Origin of the sequence: Vreelandella subglaciescola (assembly GCF_900142895.1) — a bacterium.
Classification (GTDB): Bacteria; Pseudomonadota; Gammaproteobacteria; order Pseudomonadales; family Halomonadaceae; genus Vreelandella; species Vreelandella subglaciescola.
This window is the reverse complement of record NZ_LT670847.1, coordinates 1,629,068-1,646,612: the sequence shown is the minus strand read 5'-3', so window position 1 is coordinate 1,646,612 and position 17,545 is coordinate 1,629,068. Positions and strand designations below refer to the sequence as shown.

Annotated in this window: 16 protein-coding genes and 1 tRNA gene; 14 read left to right on the top strand and 3 right to left on the bottom strand. The window is 61.7% G+C overall.

The features are described from left to right. Positions 1-142 precede the first annotated feature (142 nt). The 10 genes from argE to hsdR all read left to right on the top strand — a co-directional run bounded on the left by argE (position 143) and on the right by hsdR (position 11,706). A complete protein-coding gene (argE, locus tag B5495_RS07625) occupies positions 143-1,339 on the top strand; it encodes an acetylornithine deacetylase (protein WP_079552665.1) in 1,197 nt (398 codons plus the stop codon). Further along, on the top strand, positions 1,333-1,638 hold the full coding sequence (locus B5495_RS07620; RefSeq protein WP_079552664.1) for a GIY-YIG nuclease family protein: 306 nt from the start codon (positions 1,333-1,335) through the stop codon (positions 1,636-1,638). The genes argE and B5495_RS07620 overlap by 7 nt, the downstream gene beginning before the upstream one ends. Further along, a complete protein-coding gene (locus B5495_RS07615; RefSeq protein WP_079552662.1) occupies positions 1,632-2,693 on the top strand; it encodes a histone deacetylase family protein in 1,062 nt (353 codons plus the stop codon). Before B5495_RS07620 ends, B5495_RS07615 begins: the two co-directional genes overlap by 7 nt. Before the next feature lie 80 nt (positions 2,694-2,773). Continuing rightward, on the top strand, positions 2,774-3,109 hold the full coding sequence (locus tag B5495_RS07610) for a hypothetical protein (RefSeq protein ID WP_079552660.1): 336 nt from the start codon (positions 2,774-2,776) through the stop codon (positions 3,107-3,109). A gap of 59 nt (positions 3,110-3,168) precedes the next feature. Next, positions 3,169-4,383, top strand: a complete 1,215-nt coding sequence (pncB, locus tag B5495_RS07605) for a nicotinate phosphoribosyltransferase (RefSeq protein ID WP_079552658.1) — start codon at positions 3,169-3,171, stop codon at positions 4,381-4,383. Between the two features lie 77 nt (positions 4,384-4,460). Continuing rightward, on the top strand, positions 4,461-5,447 hold the full coding sequence (locus tag B5495_RS07600; RefSeq protein WP_079552656.1) for a diaminopimelate dehydrogenase: 987 nt from the start codon (positions 4,461-4,463) through the stop codon (positions 5,445-5,447). Between the two features lie 142 nt (positions 5,448-5,589). Then, on the top strand, positions 5,590-7,044 hold the full coding sequence (locus tag B5495_RS07595) for a class I SAM-dependent DNA methyltransferase (protein ID WP_079552654.1): 1,455 nt from the start codon (positions 5,590-5,592) through the stop codon (positions 7,042-7,044). Then, a complete protein-coding gene (locus tag B5495_RS07590) occupies positions 7,041-8,294 on the top strand; it encodes a restriction endonuclease subunit S (RefSeq protein WP_079552652.1) in 1,254 nt (417 codons plus the stop codon). The genes B5495_RS07595 and B5495_RS07590 overlap by 4 nt, the downstream gene beginning before the upstream one ends. After that, the gene (locus B5495_RS07585) at positions 8,291-9,295 is read left to right on the top strand and encodes a virulence RhuM family protein/type II toxin-antitoxin system death-on-curing family toxin (protein WP_079554969.1); all 1,005 of its coding nucleotides are present in this window, start codon (positions 8,291-8,293) and stop codon (positions 9,293-9,295) included. The genes B5495_RS07590 and B5495_RS07585 overlap by 4 nt, the downstream gene beginning before the upstream one ends. A gap of 11 nt (positions 9,296-9,306) precedes the next feature. Continuing rightward, on the top strand, positions 9,307-11,706 hold the full coding sequence (hsdR, locus tag B5495_RS07580) for an EcoAI/FtnUII family type I restriction enzme subunit R (RefSeq protein ID WP_422822031.1): 2,400 nt from the start codon (positions 9,307-9,309) through the stop codon (positions 11,704-11,706). An 80-nt stretch (positions 11,707-11,786) separates the two neighbouring features. Here hsdR and B5495_RS07575 read toward each other — a convergent pair. Both B5495_RS07575 and ispB read right to left on the bottom strand, forming a co-directional pair. Then, a tRNA-Pro gene (locus B5495_RS07575) sits at positions 11,787-11,863 on the bottom strand. Between the two features lie 89 nt (positions 11,864-11,952). After that, on the bottom strand, positions 11,953-12,966 hold the full coding sequence (ispB, locus tag B5495_RS07570; RefSeq protein ID WP_422821992.1) for an octaprenyl diphosphate synthase: 1,014 nt from the start codon (positions 12,964-12,966) through the stop codon (positions 11,953-11,955). A gap of 335 nt (positions 12,967-13,301) precedes the next feature. Between ispB and rplU the strand changes: the two genes are divergently transcribed. The 4 genes from rplU to proB all read left to right on the top strand — a co-directional run bounded on the left by rplU (position 13,302) and on the right by proB (position 16,511). After that, on the top strand, positions 13,302-13,613 hold the full coding sequence (gene rplU / locus B5495_RS07565; protein ID WP_079552645.1) for a 50S ribosomal protein L21: 312 nt from the start codon (positions 13,302-13,304) through the stop codon (positions 13,611-13,613). Between the two features lie 32 nt (positions 13,614-13,645). Next, positions 13,646-13,903 (top strand): 50S ribosomal protein L27, encoded by a 258-nt coding sequence (rpmA, locus tag B5495_RS07560; RefSeq protein WP_079552643.1) that lies wholly within the window; start codon positions 13,646-13,648, stop codon positions 13,901-13,903. A 191-nt stretch (positions 13,904-14,094) separates the two neighbouring features. Continuing rightward, positions 14,095-15,282 carry an Obg family GTPase CgtA gene (cgtA, locus tag B5495_RS07555; RefSeq protein ID WP_079552641.1) on the top strand — a complete coding sequence of 396 codons (1,188 nt, stop codon included), beginning with the start codon at positions 14,095-14,097 and terminating at the stop codon, positions 15,280-15,282. An 80-nt stretch (positions 15,283-15,362) separates the two neighbouring features. Next, positions 15,363-16,511 carry a glutamate 5-kinase gene (gene proB / locus B5495_RS07550; protein WP_079552639.1) on the top strand — a complete coding sequence of 383 codons (1,149 nt, stop codon included), beginning with the start codon at positions 15,363-15,365 and terminating at the stop codon, positions 16,509-16,511. Here proB and B5495_RS07545 read toward each other — a convergent pair. Beyond that, a complete protein-coding gene (locus B5495_RS07545; protein ID WP_079552637.1) occupies positions 16,508-17,509 on the bottom strand; it encodes a DUF1853 family protein in 1,002 nt (333 codons plus the stop codon). The genes proB and B5495_RS07545 overlap by 4 nt on opposite strands. Positions 17,510-17,545 lie beyond the last annotated feature (36 nt).

Genomic DNA, 17,545 nt, shown 5'->3' with positions numbered 1-17,545 from the left:
TTTGATGAAAGCGAGGGAGAAGCTGGCAATAGGTGCCCGGGCGTGTGGATAGGCGTGTTGGCGAGTGAGTGATAGGCTTTGCCGGGGAGGCTGGGGAGGCGACACAGCCGGGATGACATACACAAAAAAGCAGAGGTGAGCCATGACGCAGGCAGTGGCGTTGCTTGAGGATCTTGTGGCGTTTGATACCACGTCGCACCGGTCCAATCTGGCGCTGATTGAATACGTCGAGGCGTATCTGGCGCGCCACGGCGTGGCCGCCGAGCGGATAATGAGCCCGTGCGGCAACAAGGCCAGCCTGATGGCCCGCATTGGCCCCGAGGCGCCGGGCGGCGTGGTGCTTTCCGGGCACACCGATGTGGTGCCGGTAGACGGCCAGCCGTGGTCGAGCGAGCCGTTTACCCTGCGCGACGGCGGCGATGGCCGGCTTTACGGGCGCGGCAGCTGCGACATGAAAGGCTTTATTGCCTGCGCGCTGGCCAAGGTGCCCGAGTGGGTTAACGCACCGCTTACGCGACCGATCTATCTGGCGCTTTCCTACGATGAAGAAATCGGCTGCGTCGGTGCGCCGGCGCTGATTGAGCGCTTCCTGCACTATGACCGCCACGCCGCCAGCGCCCACGTTATCGTCGGTGAGCCAACCGACATGCAGCCGGTGGTGGCGCAAAAGGGCGCGACCAACCTGCGCACCACGATCACCGGGCGCGAGGCGCACAGCAGCCAGGTCGATCAGGGCGTGTCGGCGATTCACGTGGCCGCGAGGCTGGTGACGTTTATTGAAGACACCATGGCCGACTTGGTGGCAGAAGGCCGCGTGGATGACGCCTTTAACGTGGCGCACTCCAGCCTGCACGTGGGCAAAATTCGCGGCGGCACCGCGATCAACATTACCGCCCGGGAGTGCGAGTTTGCGTGGGAAATCCGCCACCTGCCAAGCGACACCTTTGAGGCGCTGTATGCCCGCTTTGAAGCGCGCTGCAACACGCTGATTGGCGAGCTGAACGCGGCGGGAAAAATGCTGGAGATCGTCACCCGGCCGCTTAACGTTACCGTGCCGGGGCTGGCCGACCGCGATAACCAGCGGGTGTTGCGGCTGGCAGAGGCCAATTTGCCTGCGCCGTGTTGCCGCCGCGCCGTGGCCTACGCCACCGAAGCGGGGCAGTTTCAGGGCGCGGGGTTTGAAGCGATCATTTTGGGGCCGGGCAGCATTGCCCAGGCGCACCAGCCCGATGAGTTTGTCGAGCGGGCTCAGCTCGAGGCCTGCTCTGCCTTTCTTAGCCGCATGGGGCAGGCGCTGGCCGAGCCGGCTGACAGCGTCTCCGGTGGGGTTGAATCGTGAGCGAAGCGGCTTTTCCGCCCGCCGAGACGTGGTATCTGTACCTACTGGAATGCCGGCGCGGCACCTACGCGGGTATCACCAATAACCTGGCCAAACGCTACCGCGCCCACTGCGCGGGCAAGGGCGCGCGCTACACCCGAGCCAACCCGCCGCTGGCGCCGCTGGGCGCTCAACCGTTTGCCGACCGCGCCGCGGCCAGCCGGGCGGAATACGCACTCAAGCAGCTGCGCGCCGAGCACAAACGCCGCTGGGCTGCGCACTGGCCCTGGCCCCCTGAAGAGGCTTGCTCCCCATGCTGATTTTTCATTCCGACGATACCTCCCTGCGCCGCGCCCGCACCGAGCTTCACGATGGCGCGCTGGTCGAGCCGTTTGAAAGCCCCGAGCGGGTCACGCTGATCCTTGAACACCTCAAGGCGCTGGCGCTGGGCGAGATTCGCCGCCCGCCGGCCTACGGGCTGGCGCCGGTGCTGGCGGTACACGAGGAAGCCTACGTCAATTTTCTCGCCACCTGCTGGGCGCGCTGGCAGGCGGCGGGCAACGCCGGTGAGGCCATCGCCAACATCTGGCCGGCGCGCACGCTGCGCGGCGATCGTGTGCCCGAGGCCATCGGCGGGCAGCTGGGCTATTACGCGCTGGCGGCGGATACGTCGATTACCGCCGGCACCTTTGACGCCGCCATGGCGAGTAAAGACGTCGCGCTCGGGGCGGTATCGCACACCCTGGCCACCCGGGATCCCAGCTTTGGGCTGTGCCGCCCGCCCGGCCACCACGCCGCCAGCGACCAGTTTGGCGGCTACTGCTTTTTCAACAACGCCGCCATCGCCGCCGAGCGCGCGCTAAGCGCCGGCAAACAGCGGGTGGCGATTCTCGACGTGGACTTTCACCACGGTAACGGCACCCAGCAGATTTTCTACGCCCGTGACGACGTGTTCTTTGCCTCGATTCACGGCGACCCGAGTGTGACGTTTCCGTATTTTTCCGGCTACGCCGATGAAACCGGCGTCGAGCGCGGCAAAGGCTTTACCGCCAACTACCCGCTGCCGCCGGGCGTGGCCGTAGCGCGCTGGATGGGCGCGCTGGACGACGCGCTGGCGAGAATTTGCCAATCCGGCGCCGAGCTTTTGATCGTTTCGCTGGGGGTGGATACCTTCGAAAACGACCCCATCAGCGCGTTTTGCCTGACCCACGCCGACTTCAACATCCTGGGCCAGCGTTTGGCGTCTGCCGGGCTTCCCACTACGCTGTTAATGGAAGGTGGCTACGCCGTGGCCGATATCGGCGTCAACGTCGCCGGGGTTCTCAGCGGCTTCGAGCGCGCCATGCCGCCCGCAGTGGATGACAACGGCGCCTGATTCGGGCAGGCTAGAGGGCTTTTCAAGCGCCCCCAACGGGCGCTTAAAGCACGATTTCAGCGGCGCAGGAGAGCAGGCAGGTGGCAGTTTACGGTGGCATACAGGCGCACGAGCTGGGCTACTGGCTCAATGCGCTGACCAACGCAGCGTATGACCCGCGCCGCCCGCTGGCCAACGTCCACGGGGGGCTTGCCCGCGCGCGCACTGCCCGTCAGGATTTGCTCGACATCGCCGGGTGCTACCGCAGCAACCGGCACAGCGCCGAACAGGCCGCCGCCACTCTGTCCCGCTGGTGTGTGCATTACCTGGACGAAGCCGAATGGTATCGGATTACCGGCGAGCGCGTTGAGCCGCCCGCTGCACCCGCCAGCAGTAACGCCTCCCCCGTGTCGCTGAAACGCCACCGCGTAGGCTAGTCTGGCCGCCGCACTTTTTGTCTTATCTACCCGATTATCCTTGTCAGGGAGTCTCTTGCATGGCGGCCACCTACCGCGCGCCGGAACACATTATCACCTCGCTGTTAGATACCGACTGGTACAAGCTCACCATGATGCAGGGCGTGCATCACAAGTACGCCAACGCCAGCGTGGTCTGGGAGTTTCGCTGCCGCAACGCCGAAGACCTGAGCCCCTACCTTGACGACATACGCGCCCAGGTAGACGGCCTGCGCTCGCTGTCGCTGAGCGAGGCGGAATCCGCTTATCTGGGCAGCTTTGCCTACATGTCGCCGGACTTCATCCGTTTTCTTGAGCTTTACCGCTTTTGCCCCGAATACGTGACCATGCGCATGGAAGGCAGCGACCTGTGCATCGTCATCGACGGCCCCTGGACGCACAGCATCCTGTTCGAGATCGTGATTCTGGCGATTATCAGCGAGGTGCGTAACCGGGTGCTGTACCCCCACGCCAGCGTTGATCAGGCGGTCACCCAGCTGCGCGACAAGTTTGCCGCCCTGCGCCGCAACTACACGCCCGAGCAGCTGGCGGATTTTCGCCTGGCCGACTTCGGCACCCGCCGGCGCCTCTCCCAGCCGGTGCACGAAGCCGTTGTGCAGGTGCTGGCCGAGGAGTTCCCCGGCGAGTTTGTGGGCACCAGCAACGTCGATATTGCCCGGCGTTACGGGCTGGCGCCCATGGGCACCATGGCCCACGAGTGGGTGATGGCGCATCAACAGCTGGGCAGCCGGCTGGTGGATAGCCAGCGCGCCGCCTTTGAGGCATGGGTGCAGGAATACCGTGGCCATCTTGGCGTCGCGCTGACCGACACCATCACCGTGGATGCATTTCTGGCCGATTTTGACCTCTACTTCGCCAAGCTTTTCGACGGGCTGCGCCACGATAGCGGCGACCCGCTGGTGTTTGCCGAAAAGTGCATTCGCCACTACCAAAAGCTCGGCATCGACCCGATGAGCAAAACGCTGGTGTTCAGCGACGGCCTGACCTTTGACGTGGCAATGGAAATCAAGGAAGCGCTGGAAGGGCGCATTCGCACCAGTTTCGGCATTGGCACCAGCCTGACGTGCGACCTGCCCGAGGTGAAGCCGATGAACATCGTCATCAAGATGATCTCGTGCAACGGCCAGCCGGTCGCCAAAATATCCGACGAACCGGGCAAAGCCGCCACCCACGATCCCGAATACGTGCACTACCTGAAAAGCGTATTCAACGTGGCCGAGAACGTGGAAAAGTAAGCGCCGCTGGCCATTAGCGGGCTCTTGTCTGCCGCATTGTTATGACATTTTATATCGATTGAAAAAGGGACATCATCATGGCCAATCCTATTAGGGTCGCCATTGCCGGTTACGGCAACCTGGGGCGCGGCGTTGAAGCCGCGCTTGCGCAAAACCCCGATATGCAGCTGGTGGGGGTGTTCAGCCGCCGCGATCCGGCGAGCGTGACGCTGCTCAATAGCGACGTGCCGGTGTACGCCATGGCCGACGTGGAGCAATACCAGAACGATGTGGACGTGATGATTCTGTGCGGCGGATCAAAGACCGACCTGCCCGAGCAGGGGCCGTATCTGGCGCAGTTCTTTAACACCGTGGATAGCTTTGATACCCACGCAACGGTGAACGACTACCACGCCGCACTGGATGCGCCCGCGCAAAAAGCCGGTCATCTCGCCATGATGTCGGTGGGCTGGGACCCGGGCCTGTTCTCGCTCAACCGGGCGTTCGGCGAAGCCGTCCTTGCCGAGGGCAAAACCTATTCGTTCTGGGGCAAGGGGTTGAGTCAGGGCCATTCCCAGGCCGTGCGCAGCGTCGAGGGCGTGAAAAAGGGCGTGCAATATACGCTGCCGTCCGAAGACGCCATTGCCCGGGTACGCAACGGCGAGCAGCCCGAGTTAAGCACCCGCGAAAAGCACGTGCGCGAATGCTACGTGGTGCTGGAAGACGGCGCCGACGCCGATACCGTGCGCGAGACCATCGTCAATATGCCGCACTACTTCGCCGAGTACGATAGCGTGGTCAATTTCATCGACGACGACACCTTTGCCCGTGAACACAGCGACATGCCCCACGGCGGCTTTGTCATTCGCAGCGGCCTGACCGGCGCCGGCAACAAGCAGTCCATCGAATACTCGCTGACGCTGGGCAGCAACCCCGAGTTTACCGCCAGCGCGCTGGTGGCCTACACCCGCGCGGCGCACCGCCTGGCACGCCAGGGCGAGACCGGCGCCCGCTCGGTGTTTGACGTTGCCCCGGGCCTGCTCTCGCCCAAAGACCCGGCGCAGCTGCGCAAAGAGCTGCTGTAACGTCTGGATTAACGCCGTTAAGCGCGCTGCTGATGCAATGCCGGCAGCGCTGCCAGCGGAGCTTCGCCTGCGATGATGGCAGGCGTTAGCCGATACGGCCCGCCTCCTGGCGGTGCCCTGCAAATTGATCACAGGAACTTGAATGTTCGAACAAACCTTTCGCAACATCGACGACGTACTCTGGAAAGAAGCCGGCTGTGCCAGCGAGCTGGATTACACCGAGCAGACCTCGTGGATGCTGTTTCTCAAGTACCTGAATGATCTTGAGCAGGAGCACGCCCAAGAGGCGGAGCTGATGGGCAAGCCCTACCGTTTCGTCATTCACCCGTCTTACCGCTGGTCGGCCTGGGCCGCGCCAAAGAATGCCGAGGGCGAGTTCGACCACGACCGGGCGCTCACCGGTGCCGATCTGATTGCGTTCGTCAACGGCGAGCTGTTTCCCTATCTGCAGGGCTTTCGCGAGCGTGCCAGCGACACCGACACACTGGAATACCGGGTCGGCGAAATCTTCAGCGAGATCCGCAACAAGTTTGCCAGTGGCTACAGCCTGCGCGACGCGCTGGAATTGATCGACGGCCTCAGCTTTCGCTCCCAGGCCGAAAAGCACGAGCTATCGCACCTGTACGAAGCCAAGATCAAAAACATGGGCAACGCCGGGCGCAACGGCGGCGAATATTACACGCCGCGCCCGCTGATACGCGCCATGATCAAGGTGACCCAACCGACGATCGGCGAGCGCATCTATGACGCGGCGGCCGGGTCGGCGGGCTTTCTGTGCGAGGCCCACGACTACCTGCGGCGCATACCCAAGCTCTCCACCAGCGATCTTGAGATCCTGCAAAAGCGCACCTTCTACGCCAAGGAGAAGAAGAGCCTGCCTTACGTGATCGGGATTATGAACATGATTCTCCACGGCATCGAAACGCCCAACATCGTCCACACCAACAGCCTGACCGAGAGCCTGGCCGACATTCAGGAGAAAGACCGCTTCGATGTGATACTTGCCAACCCGCCCTTCGGCGGCAAGGAGCGCAAGGAAGTTCAGCAGAACTTCCCGATCAAGACCGGCGAGACGGCGTTTCTGTTTCTGCAGCACTTCATCAAATATTTACGCGCCGGCGGCCGCGCCGCCGTGGTCATCAAGAACACCTTTCTCTCCAACTCTGACAACGCCTCCCGCGCCCTGCGCAAAGAGCTGCTGGAAAGCTGCAACCTGCACAGCATTCTCGACTGCCCCGGCGGCACCTTCCTCGGCGCCGGGGTCAAAACCGTGGTGCTGTTCTTCGAAAAGGGCGCACCGACGCAACGCATCTGGTACTACCAGCTCGACCCCGGCCGCAGCCTGGGCAAGACCAACCCGCTCAACGACAACGACCTGGCCGACTTCGTGACGCTACAGGCAGGCTTTGAGGATTCGGACAATAGTTGGTCCATTAGCGTGGACGATATCGACCCGGACAGCGTGGATCTCTCGGTAAGAAACCCCAACAAGGCCGACGCCGAACCGCTGCGCGACCCCGAAGTCATCATCAACGAGATCGAAACGCTGGATAAGGAAAGCGAAGCGATTCTCGAAGAAATTCGGGGGATGTTATGAGGGAAGGATGGCTTCAAAAACCGCTTGGTGATGTTTGTAATGTGATTGGCGGCGGCACACCATCGAAGCGAAATCCGGCTTTCTATGAGGGGGAGATTCCTTGGGCAACGGTGCGTGACATGCGCAATGAGGTTTTGTCACATACGGAATTTTGCATTGCAAAAGAAGCCATTGACGGTAGTTCAACCAATGTTATTCCTGCAGCAAACGTGGTAATAGCAACACGGGTAGGACTGGGTAAGGTATGTCTTCTTGATCAAGATACTGCGATCAATCAAGATTTACGCGGGATCATTCCGAAAGCGAATGATATTGATGAGCGTTTTTTGTTTCGCTGGTTTCAAAGTGTTGCAAATACCATTGAAGCAGAAGGAACGGGAGCTACGGTCAAAGGGGTAAAGCTACCCTTCATAAAATCTCTTCTGCTACCACTCCCACCCCTCCCCGAACAAAAACGCATCGTCGCCATCCTCGATGACGCCTTCGCGAGCATCGACGCGTCTATCGCCAACACCGAAAAAAACCTCGCCAACGCCCGCGAGCTGTTTGAGAGCTATCTGAATTCAGTGTTTGATGAAGCTCCATGCGGCTGGATAGAGTGCCAGCTTTCTCGCATTTGCAGCATCAAGCACGGTTTTGCTTTTAAGAGCACCTATTTTTCTGACAATGGGCCATATGTTGTGCTTACGCCGGGATCCTTTTATGAGCAAGGCGGATTCCGGGATCAAGGTAAGAAAACGAAGTATTACACGGGCGATATCCCAGATGGCTATACCCTCCAAGAAGGTGATTTCCTATTCGCCATGACCGAGCAGGCTGCTGGGCTACTTGGTAGCTCACTTATCGTTCCAAAATCAGACTATTACCTTCACAACCAACGGCTTGGATTGGTTCAAGTTCATGGCGACGTTGAGTGGAGCAATGATTTCTTTTTTCATCAGTTTAATACGAACATGTTCAGAGCCGCCGTTCAGGCATCCGCATCTGGTGTAAAGGTCCGGCATACTTCACCAACTAAACTTGGTGAAATACCTATCAAATACCCACGTTCAAAACTTGAGCAAGTGCAAGTGGCAGATAAGCTTAATGAGCTAAGCGCTGAAAGAACACGAATACAGGGAAATTACCAACAAAAACTCACCGCCCTGGCCGAGCTAAAGCAGTCCTTGCTACAAAAAGCCTTTTCCGGCGAGCTGACCGCCGACAAGGCAGCATCTGATGCCACCCTCAAGGAAGAGGTATGCCCATGAGCGACGAAAATCAAAGCCCCATCATCATCTACGAAGATGCCGACCACGCCGTCGACGTACGGCTGGACGCGGATCAGGAAACCGTCTGGCTCACTCAGGAGCAGATGACGGTCATCTTCGATGTGCAGAAGGCGGCAGTCTCCAAGCACCTGAAAAACATCTATCAGGAAGGTGAGCTTGACCGAGAGGCAACTGTTTCCATTTTGGAAACAGTTCGAGTTGAGGGAAAACGGCAGGTCACGCGGCAAATCGAACATTACAATCTCGACGCCATCATTTCGGTCGGCTACCGAGTGAACTCCCGCCGCGCCGTGCAGTTCCGCCAATGGGCCACCCGTATTCTGCGCGAACATCTCACCCAGGGCTGGACGCTCAACCGCCAGCGCTTCGAGGAAAACGCCCGCGAGCTGGAAGCCGCGCTGGCACTGGTGCGTAAGGCCGCACAAAGCCCGGCGCTGGATGTGGGCAGCGGTCGCGGGCTGGTGGATATCGTCAGCCGCTATGCTCAGACCTTCCTACTGCTGCAACGCTACGACGAGGGCCTGCTGGCCGAGCCGCAGGCACAGCTGGGCGGCAACCTGCCCTCATTAACCGAGGCGCGCGCCACTCTGGACGGCCTGAAAGCCGAACTGATGGCGCGCGGCGAGGCGACTGAGCTGTTCGCCCGCGACCGGGGCGATGGCCTGGCCTCGCTGCTGGGCAACTTGGATCAAAGCGTGTTCGGCGAGCCAGCTTACCCCAGCGTAGAAGCCAAAGCGGCACACCTGCTGTACTTTGTCATCAAGAATCACCCGTTCGCCGACGGCAACAAGCGTAGCGCCGCCTTTCTGTTCGTGGATTTTCTGCATCGCAATGGCCGCTTGCTGAATGACGCTGGTGAACCGATGATCAACGATGTGGGGCTGGCCGCGCTGACCCTGCTGGTCGCCGAATCCGATCCGGGCAACAAAGAGACCATGGTTCGCCTGATCATGAATATGCTTGCGGGAGCTAATGAGTGAATGACGCCACTCTGAATGAGGCTGAAACGCGCGCTGAGCTGATTGACCCTGCTCTACAAGAGGCCGGCTGGGGCGTTGTGGATGCCAGCCGGGTGCGGCGCGAGGTCATTACCCAGGGCCGTCTTCTCGGCGCGGGAAAAAGAGCCAAGCAGGATATCGCCGACTATGTGCTGTTCTATCGCGGCCAGAAGCTGGCGGTGATCGAGGCCAAGAAACGCAGCCTGCCGGTGACCGAGGGGCTGGCTCAGGCCAAGCGCTACGCTGAGCGTCTGCAAGCCCGCTTTGCCTATACCACCAACGGCGACGGCATCTACCGCATCGACATGCACACCGGCGCCGAGGGCGCGGTGGCAGGCTACCCCACACCGGACGAGCTGTGGGCCGAAACCTTCAATGATGCACAGCAGGCAGCTAACGCCTGGCGCGAGCGCTTTGGCGCGGTGCCGTTCGAAAACAAAGGCGGTTTCTGGCAGGCGCGTTACTACCAGCACAATGCCATCAATCAGGCGTTGGAGGCCATTGCTGCCGGGCGCGAGCGCATCCTGCTCACCCTTGCCACCGGCACCGGCAAAACGTCTATTGCCTTTCAGATCGCCTGGAAGCTGTTTCATGCCCGCTGGAGCCTAACCGCTCGCAGCACCGGCGAGCCCCTACGCCAGCCGCGCATCCTGTTCTTGGCTGATCGGAATATCCTTGCCGATCAGGCCTTCAACGACTTCTCCGCGTTTCCCGAGGATGCGCTGGTACGCATCGACCCGGAAACCATCCGCAAGAAAGGCCGGGTGCCGAAGAACGGCAATGTGTTCTTCACCATCTTCCAGACCTTCATGACCGGGCGCGACGGCGAAGGCAACCCGGCGCCCAACTTTGGCGACTATCCGCCGGACTTTTTCGATTTTATCGTTATCGACGAATGCCATCGCGGCGGCGCCAACGACGAGAGCAACTGGCGGGGTATCCTCGAGTATTTTGCGCCTGCGGTGCAGCTGGGCCTGACCGCCACGCCCAAGCGCCAGAACAACGCCGACACCTACGCCTATTTCGGCGAGCCGGTGTATATCTATTCGCTGAAAGAAGGCATCAATGACGGTTTCCTGACGCCGTTCAGAGTGCGCCAGATTGCCACCACCCTGGATGACTACGTCTTTACCGCCGATGACACCGTCATCGAGGGCGAGGTGGAACAGGGCCGGCGCTATACCGAGGACGACTTCAACCGCGTGATCGAGATCCGTGAGCGCGAGCAGTATCGGGTCAAGGTGTTCATGGAGCAGATCGACCAGCGGGAAAAGACGCTGGTGTTCTGCGCCACCCAGAACCATGCGCTGGCGGTGCGTGATCTCATCAACCAGATGAAAACCAGCGGCGATCCGCACTACTGCGAGCGCGTCACCGCTGACGATGGCACCGAGGGCGAGCGTTTCCTGAAGCAGTTTCGGGATAACGAGAAAACTATTCCCACCATCCTGACCACCTCGCAGAAGCTTTCCACCGGCGTGGATGCGCGCAATGTGCGCAACATCGTGCTGATGCGGCCGGTTAATTCGATGATTGAATTCAAGCAGATCATCGGCCGCGGCACCCGCCTGTACGACGGCAAGGACTACTTCACGATTTATGACTTCGTGAAAGCCTACGAACACTTTAATGACGCCGAGTGGGACGGCGAGCCGCTAGTGCCGGAACCCTGTGCCATCTGCGGCAACCAACCTTGTACTTGTGCCGTTACCCCGCCCCAACCGTGCCAAGTGTGCGGCGAGCGCCCGTGTCAGTGCGAAAAAGAGCCGCCCGAACCCTGTGGCATTTGCGGTGAGCACCCTTGCGTGTGCGAGAACCGCCGCACGGTAAAGGTGAAACTGGCCGACGGCAAGCAGCGCACCATTCAGCACATGAGCGCCACCAGCTTCTGGAGCCCGGATGGCAAACCCATCTCCGCTGCCCAGTTCATTCAGCGCCTGTTTGGTGACTTGCCTGCGCTGTTTATCGACGAGGATGAGCTGCGCACCTTGTGGGGCAGGCCGGATACGCGCCAGCAGCTGCTGGAAGGGCTGGAAGAAAAAGGCTATGGCGTGGAGCAGCTGGCCGAGGTGAGCAAATTGATCGAAGCGGAAAACAGCGACCTCTACGATGTGTTGGCCTATATCGCCTTTCATCAAGCGCCGGTGACCCGCGCCGAGCGAGTGGACTCACGCCGCGCCGTCATCCTGGAGGGTCACGACTACCGACAGTGTGACTTCCTGCGCTTCGTGCTCGATCACTACGTGGCGCGCGGTGTGGGGGAGCTTGCAACCGACAAGCTGCCGCAGCTGATCGAGTTGAAGTACCAAAGCCTGGGCGATGCGGTCAATGAGCTGGGCCCTGCAGGCCAGATTCGAGAGGTTTTTGTCGGATTTCAGCAGCATTTATATTAACGCTGGGTCGCGCGACTCAGGCAACAAAGCACGCAACAAAAAAAGGCTTACGCGTTAACGTAAGCCCTTTTTATCTTGTCTGGTCGGAATAGCAGGATTCGAACCTACGACCTCTGCCTCCCGAAGGCAGCGCTCTACCAAGCTGAGCTATATTCCGATGTGTTGTAAGCCGTTTCGGCCTTCAACGGTGGAGGATAGTACGCCGTTGAAGGCGGTGTTTCAAGCCTTCTTTTGCACAGCACGCCCTCAGGTCTGGCGTTCGACCGCCGCGTGGGCGAGTTTTTCCATGGTGTCGCGGAATTCACTGGGCGGCAGTGCGTCGAGCTGGGCGAGCGCCTTGGCGGCCATTTCTTCGGCGCGTTCGCGGGTGTAGTCCAGCGCGCCGGTGGTGCGGACGATCTCGAGCACGGCGTCAAGCTGATCCAGCCCGCCCTTGCGAATGGCCTGGCGAATGAGCTTGGCCTGTTCGGGCGTGCCTTTTTCCATGGCGCGCAGCAGCGGCAGGGTAGGCTTGCCTTCGGCCAGATCGTCGCCGACGTTTTTGCCCATGGCCTTGGCGTCGCCCTGATAGTCGAGCAAATCATCCACCAGCTGAAAGGCCAGCCCCAGATAGCGGCCATAAAGCTTGAGTGCCTCTTCCTGCTCCGGGGTGGCCTCGGCGATCACCGCGCCGCTTTGCGAGGCGGCTTCGAACAGCTGCGCGGTTTTGCCCTGAATAGTGGCGAAGTAGTCGTCCTCGGTAATGGCCGGGTTGCCGATGTTGGTCAGCTGCTGCACTTCGCCTTCGGCGATGATGCAGGTGGCCGCCGATAAAATCGCCATGATGCGCATCGAGCCCACGTCGACCATCATCTGGAACGAACGCGAGTAGAGAAAATCGCCCACCAGCACGGAAGGCGCGTTGCCCCAGGCATCGTTGGCGGTTTGCTTGCCCCGGCGCAGGTGCGATTCATCCACCACGTCGTCGTGCAGCAGCGTTGAGGTGTGCATGAACTCGATCAGCGTGGCCAGCGTGACGTGCTTGTTGCCCCCGTGCTGTTCACTGCCGTAGCCCAGCGCGCGCGCGGCCAGCAGCACCAGCAGCGGGCGCAGGCGCTTGCCGCCGCTTTTGACGATGTAGCCGCTGATGGCCTCGACCAGCGGCACTTTGGAGCTGAGTTGTTCGGCGATGGTGCGGTTGACCGCAGCAAAGTCATCGGCCACCGCGGCGTGCAGCGGTGATGAATGGGCAGGCGTTGAAACGGGGGTGTCGGTGGTCATGGATTCCATTCATCGCGGCAAGGGGTGAAGTAAAGCAGTCAACAAGACAATGCCGCTCATGCTATGGGGGCGGTGGTTGAGCGTCAAGGCGGCGGCGATGCGGTATGGGGCGGCGGCGCCGGTGCGCGCGGTTGATTTTGGCGAACGGTTGTGCTCACCCGCGAGCATCGCTATAATACGCGACCCGCTTGTCATGCTCCCTGTCAGATGGCTGCCGAAAGGGGCGCCACTCGCCGCAGGTCGATTGTGCGCGTATCGAACAAGAGCCAGGCGCGATGAGCGCGGCGGCCGTGCCTGAGGGCGCGCCGCCATCATGATCCGTTCCGGAGAGAGACATGTACGCAGTAATCAAAAGCGGTGGCAAACAGTACCGCGTTCAGGAAGGCCAGACGCTGAAGCTCGAGAAGCTGGAACTTCCCACCGGCGAAACCATCGAGTTTGACGAAGTGCTGATGGTTGCCGACGGCGACGACGTGAAAATTGGCGCTCCGTTGGTCGACGGCGCTAAAGTGGCGGCAGAGATCGTTGATCACGGTCGCGGTGATAAAATCACGATCATCAAGTTCCGTCGCCGGAAGCACAGCATGACCCGTCAGGGCCATCGTCAGTGGTTCACCGAAGTCAAAATCACCGGAATTTCCGCGTAAGCGGTTACTGTCCCTTAAGGAGGATTTGATCCATGGCACATAAGAAAGCAGCCGGCTCCACGCGTAACGGTCGCGATAGTGAATCCAAACGCCTTGGCGTGAAGCTCTTTGGTGGCCAGGCCGCAGCGCCGGGCAACATCATCGTGCGCCAGCGCGGCACGAAATTTCACGCTGGCAACGGCGTTGGCATTGGTAAAGACCACACGCTGTTCGCCCTGGGCGAAGGCGTGATCAAGTTTGAGACCAAAGGCCCGAAAAACCGCAAGTTCGTCAGCGTCGTTTCTGCTTAAGCGAAACGCCTGCCAGCGAACAAAAAGCCCCGCCACGGCGGGGCTTTTTTGTCTGCGCACCTTCCTGTCTGCCAACGGTCTGCCAAGACACCTGTTGCAGCATGGCGCAGGCCGCAACAAAATGCATAAGCGGTGCCCGTCTGGGCATCCATTGTGATAACCGGCGGCGAGAGCGGCCAGGAGCAACTTCCATGCAGTTTCTCGATGAAGCCTCGGTAATTGTCGAGGCGGGAAATGGCGGCAACGGCTGTATGAGCTTTCGCCGCGAAAAGTACGTGCCCAAGGGCGGGCCTGACGGTGGCGACGGTGGCCACGGCGGCAGCGTCCACCTGATTGGTGATGACGCCCTGAATACGCTGATTGATTTCAAGTTCCAGCGTTTCTACAAGGCGCAAAACGGCCAAGGCGGTATGGGGCGCCAGATGAGTGGCCGCGCCGGCGATGATCTGCACGTGAAAGTGCCGGTGGGCACCACGGTGATCGACGAAGACACCCTTGAGGTGATCGCCGATGTGACCGAGATCGGCCAGGTCGTGTTGGTCGCCGAAGGCGGCCGCCGCGGGCTGGGCAACATTCACTTCAAGTCGTCGACCAACCGCGCACCGCGGCGCACCACGTCGGGCACCGAAGGCACGCGGCGCAACCTGCGCTTTGAAATGAAGGTCATGGCGGATGTCGGGCTGCTGGGCATGCCCAACGCCGGCAAGTCCACGCTGATTCGCGCGGTATCGGCGGCCAAACCCAAGGTCGCCAACTATCCGTTTACCACGCTGGTGCCGAACCTTGGCGTGGTCAAGATCGGGCTGCACGAGCACTTCGTGATGGCCGACGTGCCGGGGCTGATCGAAGGCGCGTCGGACGGCGCGGGGCTGGGGCTGCGCTTTTTGAAGCACCTCACGCGCACACGTCTGCTGCTGCACGTGGTCGACGTCGCGCCCTTTGACGAGACCGACCCGGTGGAGTCCGCCAGGGCGATCGTACGCGAGCTGGAGCAGTTCTCCCCCGCGCTGGCCGAACGCCCGCGCTGGCTGGTGCTCAACAAGTTTGACCTGCTGCCCGAAGACGAACGCGACGCCCGCGCCAAAGAGATTATTGACGCGCTGGGTTGGGAAGGCCCGGTCTTTTGCCTCTCGGCCATCAGCAAGGACGGCACCCAGCCGATGGTACAGACGGTGTATCGCTGGCTGGCCGAACAGCAGCGCGTGGAGCACGAAGACGAGCAGGCCCACGCCCGCGAACAGGACGTGCGTCGGCGCATGGAAGCCGAATCGGTAGAGCGCACCGAAGCCCGCCTCGGCCGCAAGCGCAAGCGTCACGACGATGATGACGATGACTTCGACGATGACGATTACGACGTTGAGGTAGAATACGCGCCCTAGGCTCTTGAGAACGGCTCTTGAGAACGGCTCTTGAGAGCGACGCAACGTTTAACGCCGGCTGACAGGCAAGGAGCGACGCAGTGAGCAATGAGCAGGAGCCCGGGCGCGAGGCGCTTGGCCAGGCGCGGCGGGTGGTGGTGAAAATCGGCAGCTCGCTGTTGACCAACGACGGTCGCGGGCTGGATGAGATGGCCATTGGTCGCTGGGTCGACCAGATTGCTGCGCTGCACCGTCGCGGCGTTGACGTTGTGCTGGTGTCGTCCGGCGCCGTGGCTGCCGGCATGCTGCGGTTGGGCTGGCAGGCGCGGCCCAGCGAGGTGCACGAGCTTCAAGCGGCGGCAGCGGTAGGGCAAAACGGCCTGACTCAGAGCTACGAGCAGCATTTTGCCCGCCACGATATTCTCACCGCGCAAATCCTGCTGACTCACGATGACCTGTCCAACCGCAAGCGTTACCTGAACGCGCTGTCGGCGCTGCGCACGCTGGTCGACATGCGCGTGGTGCCGGTCATCAATGAAAACGACACCGTGGTTACCGATGAAATCCGCTTTGGTGATAACGACACCCTGGGCGCGCTGGTCGCCAACCTGCTTGAGGCCGACGCGCTGTTGCTGCTCACCGATCAGGAAGGGCTGTTTGACGCCGACCCGCGCCACGACCCCGGTGCCGGGCTGATCGCCGAAGGCCGCGCCGATGACCCGCGCCTGGCGGCTGTCGCCGGTGGCGGCGGCGCGCTGGGGCGGGGCGGCATGAGTACCAAGATACGCGCCGCCAAGCTGGCCGCGCGTTCCGGCGCGGTGACGGTGATCGCCAGCGGTCGCCAGCCCGACGTCCTCACGCGGCTGCTGGATGGCGAGACGCTGGGTACGCTGCTGCGCCCCGTGCATGCACCGCTGGCGGCGCGCAAGCGCTGGCTGGCCGGCCAGCTGCAGGTGCGCGGCACGCTGACGCTGGATGCCGGCGCCATCAAGGTGCTGCGCGAGCGTGGTTCAAGTCTGCTGGCGGTGGGCGTGCGCGAGGTGCAGGGGACGTTTCGCCGCGGCGATATGGTCGCCTGCGTGGACGAACAGGGTGCGCTGGTGGCCAAGGGACTGATCAACTACGGCGCGGCCGAGGCGCGCAAACTGAAGGGTCAGCCCAGCCACCAGATCGAGGCGCTGCTGGGCTACGTCGAAGCACGCTCGCTGATTCACCGCGATAACCTCGTGGTAATGCGCTTGCCTGATTAGCCAGACCAATGAGGAACGGGCGGCAATGGAATCTGCCGTGGCCAGTCGTTGGGCACGATAAAGACGCGCCGGGTACGCCGCGTCTCCGGTGCGTAAACCATTAGCTGCTGGGGCACGGGCCGCTCCTCAAGTCGTGCCAACGCGGTGTTGGCGGCCTCATCCAGCGGGGTAAAGTGAGTCAGCGGCGGCGGTGCCAGCCAGCAGGGTTTGGGCAACCATGCGCCTAGCGCAATTTCGCCCAACGATGCCCGCAGCGCCGGCCAGTCTTGGGCGTAGCACCAGAGCCCGCGATGATGATCCGGCGTACTGCCCTCGGGCGCCGGCAGCGTGGCGTGCCAGGGGTAGAAAAGCACGCCCGGCATGGCAAATTGCGGGCGCAGCGGGGGCAGGGTTTCGCCGCTGTCTCGCGGCGCCAGCCAGTGGCGCAGGGTCTGACGCGCGGCCGTGCCGGCCGAAAACGCCAGTTGATGACGCGCCATGTGCGCGGATTTGCGCGCCAGGCTGTCGATGCCGCCGGGGCCAATCCAGCGGCTCGGGCTTGCTGCTGCGCCGGGCCCCTCGGGCAGTCCCAGATAGAACTTGATCGCCACTTCCAGATGCACCGGTGCCGGGTCGCGGCGCGTGCGGTAGAGCATGTCCAGCTCGCCCAGCGTGTTGCGCCGCTGGAATACCCGCACGTTGCGCGCCAGCAGCCGCGTGTCCGGCGCATGGTCAAGCAGGTAGTGCCACAGCCGCTCGTGATAATGCCCCATGCGGGCACGGTGCAGCCCGCCCCATGGCTGCTCTGCCAGGCTGGCCGCGTGGTGGCCAAGCCAGGCGGCCAGCGTGCCGTGTGGCGTAAACCCCAGTGCCCGGTTATCGGGGCGGCCGGCGTAGCCGGGCAGGATGACGAGGTCGGGCGCGTGCAGCAGCCAGGCCATATCGCGCAGCGCCGGCGCCGTCAGCGTATCGTCGACGCCTTCAAGGGTTGCAGGCGGCACTTGCTGCGATAATCTCATCTTCGATAACGTCACTTTCGATAGTGTCACCTTGAG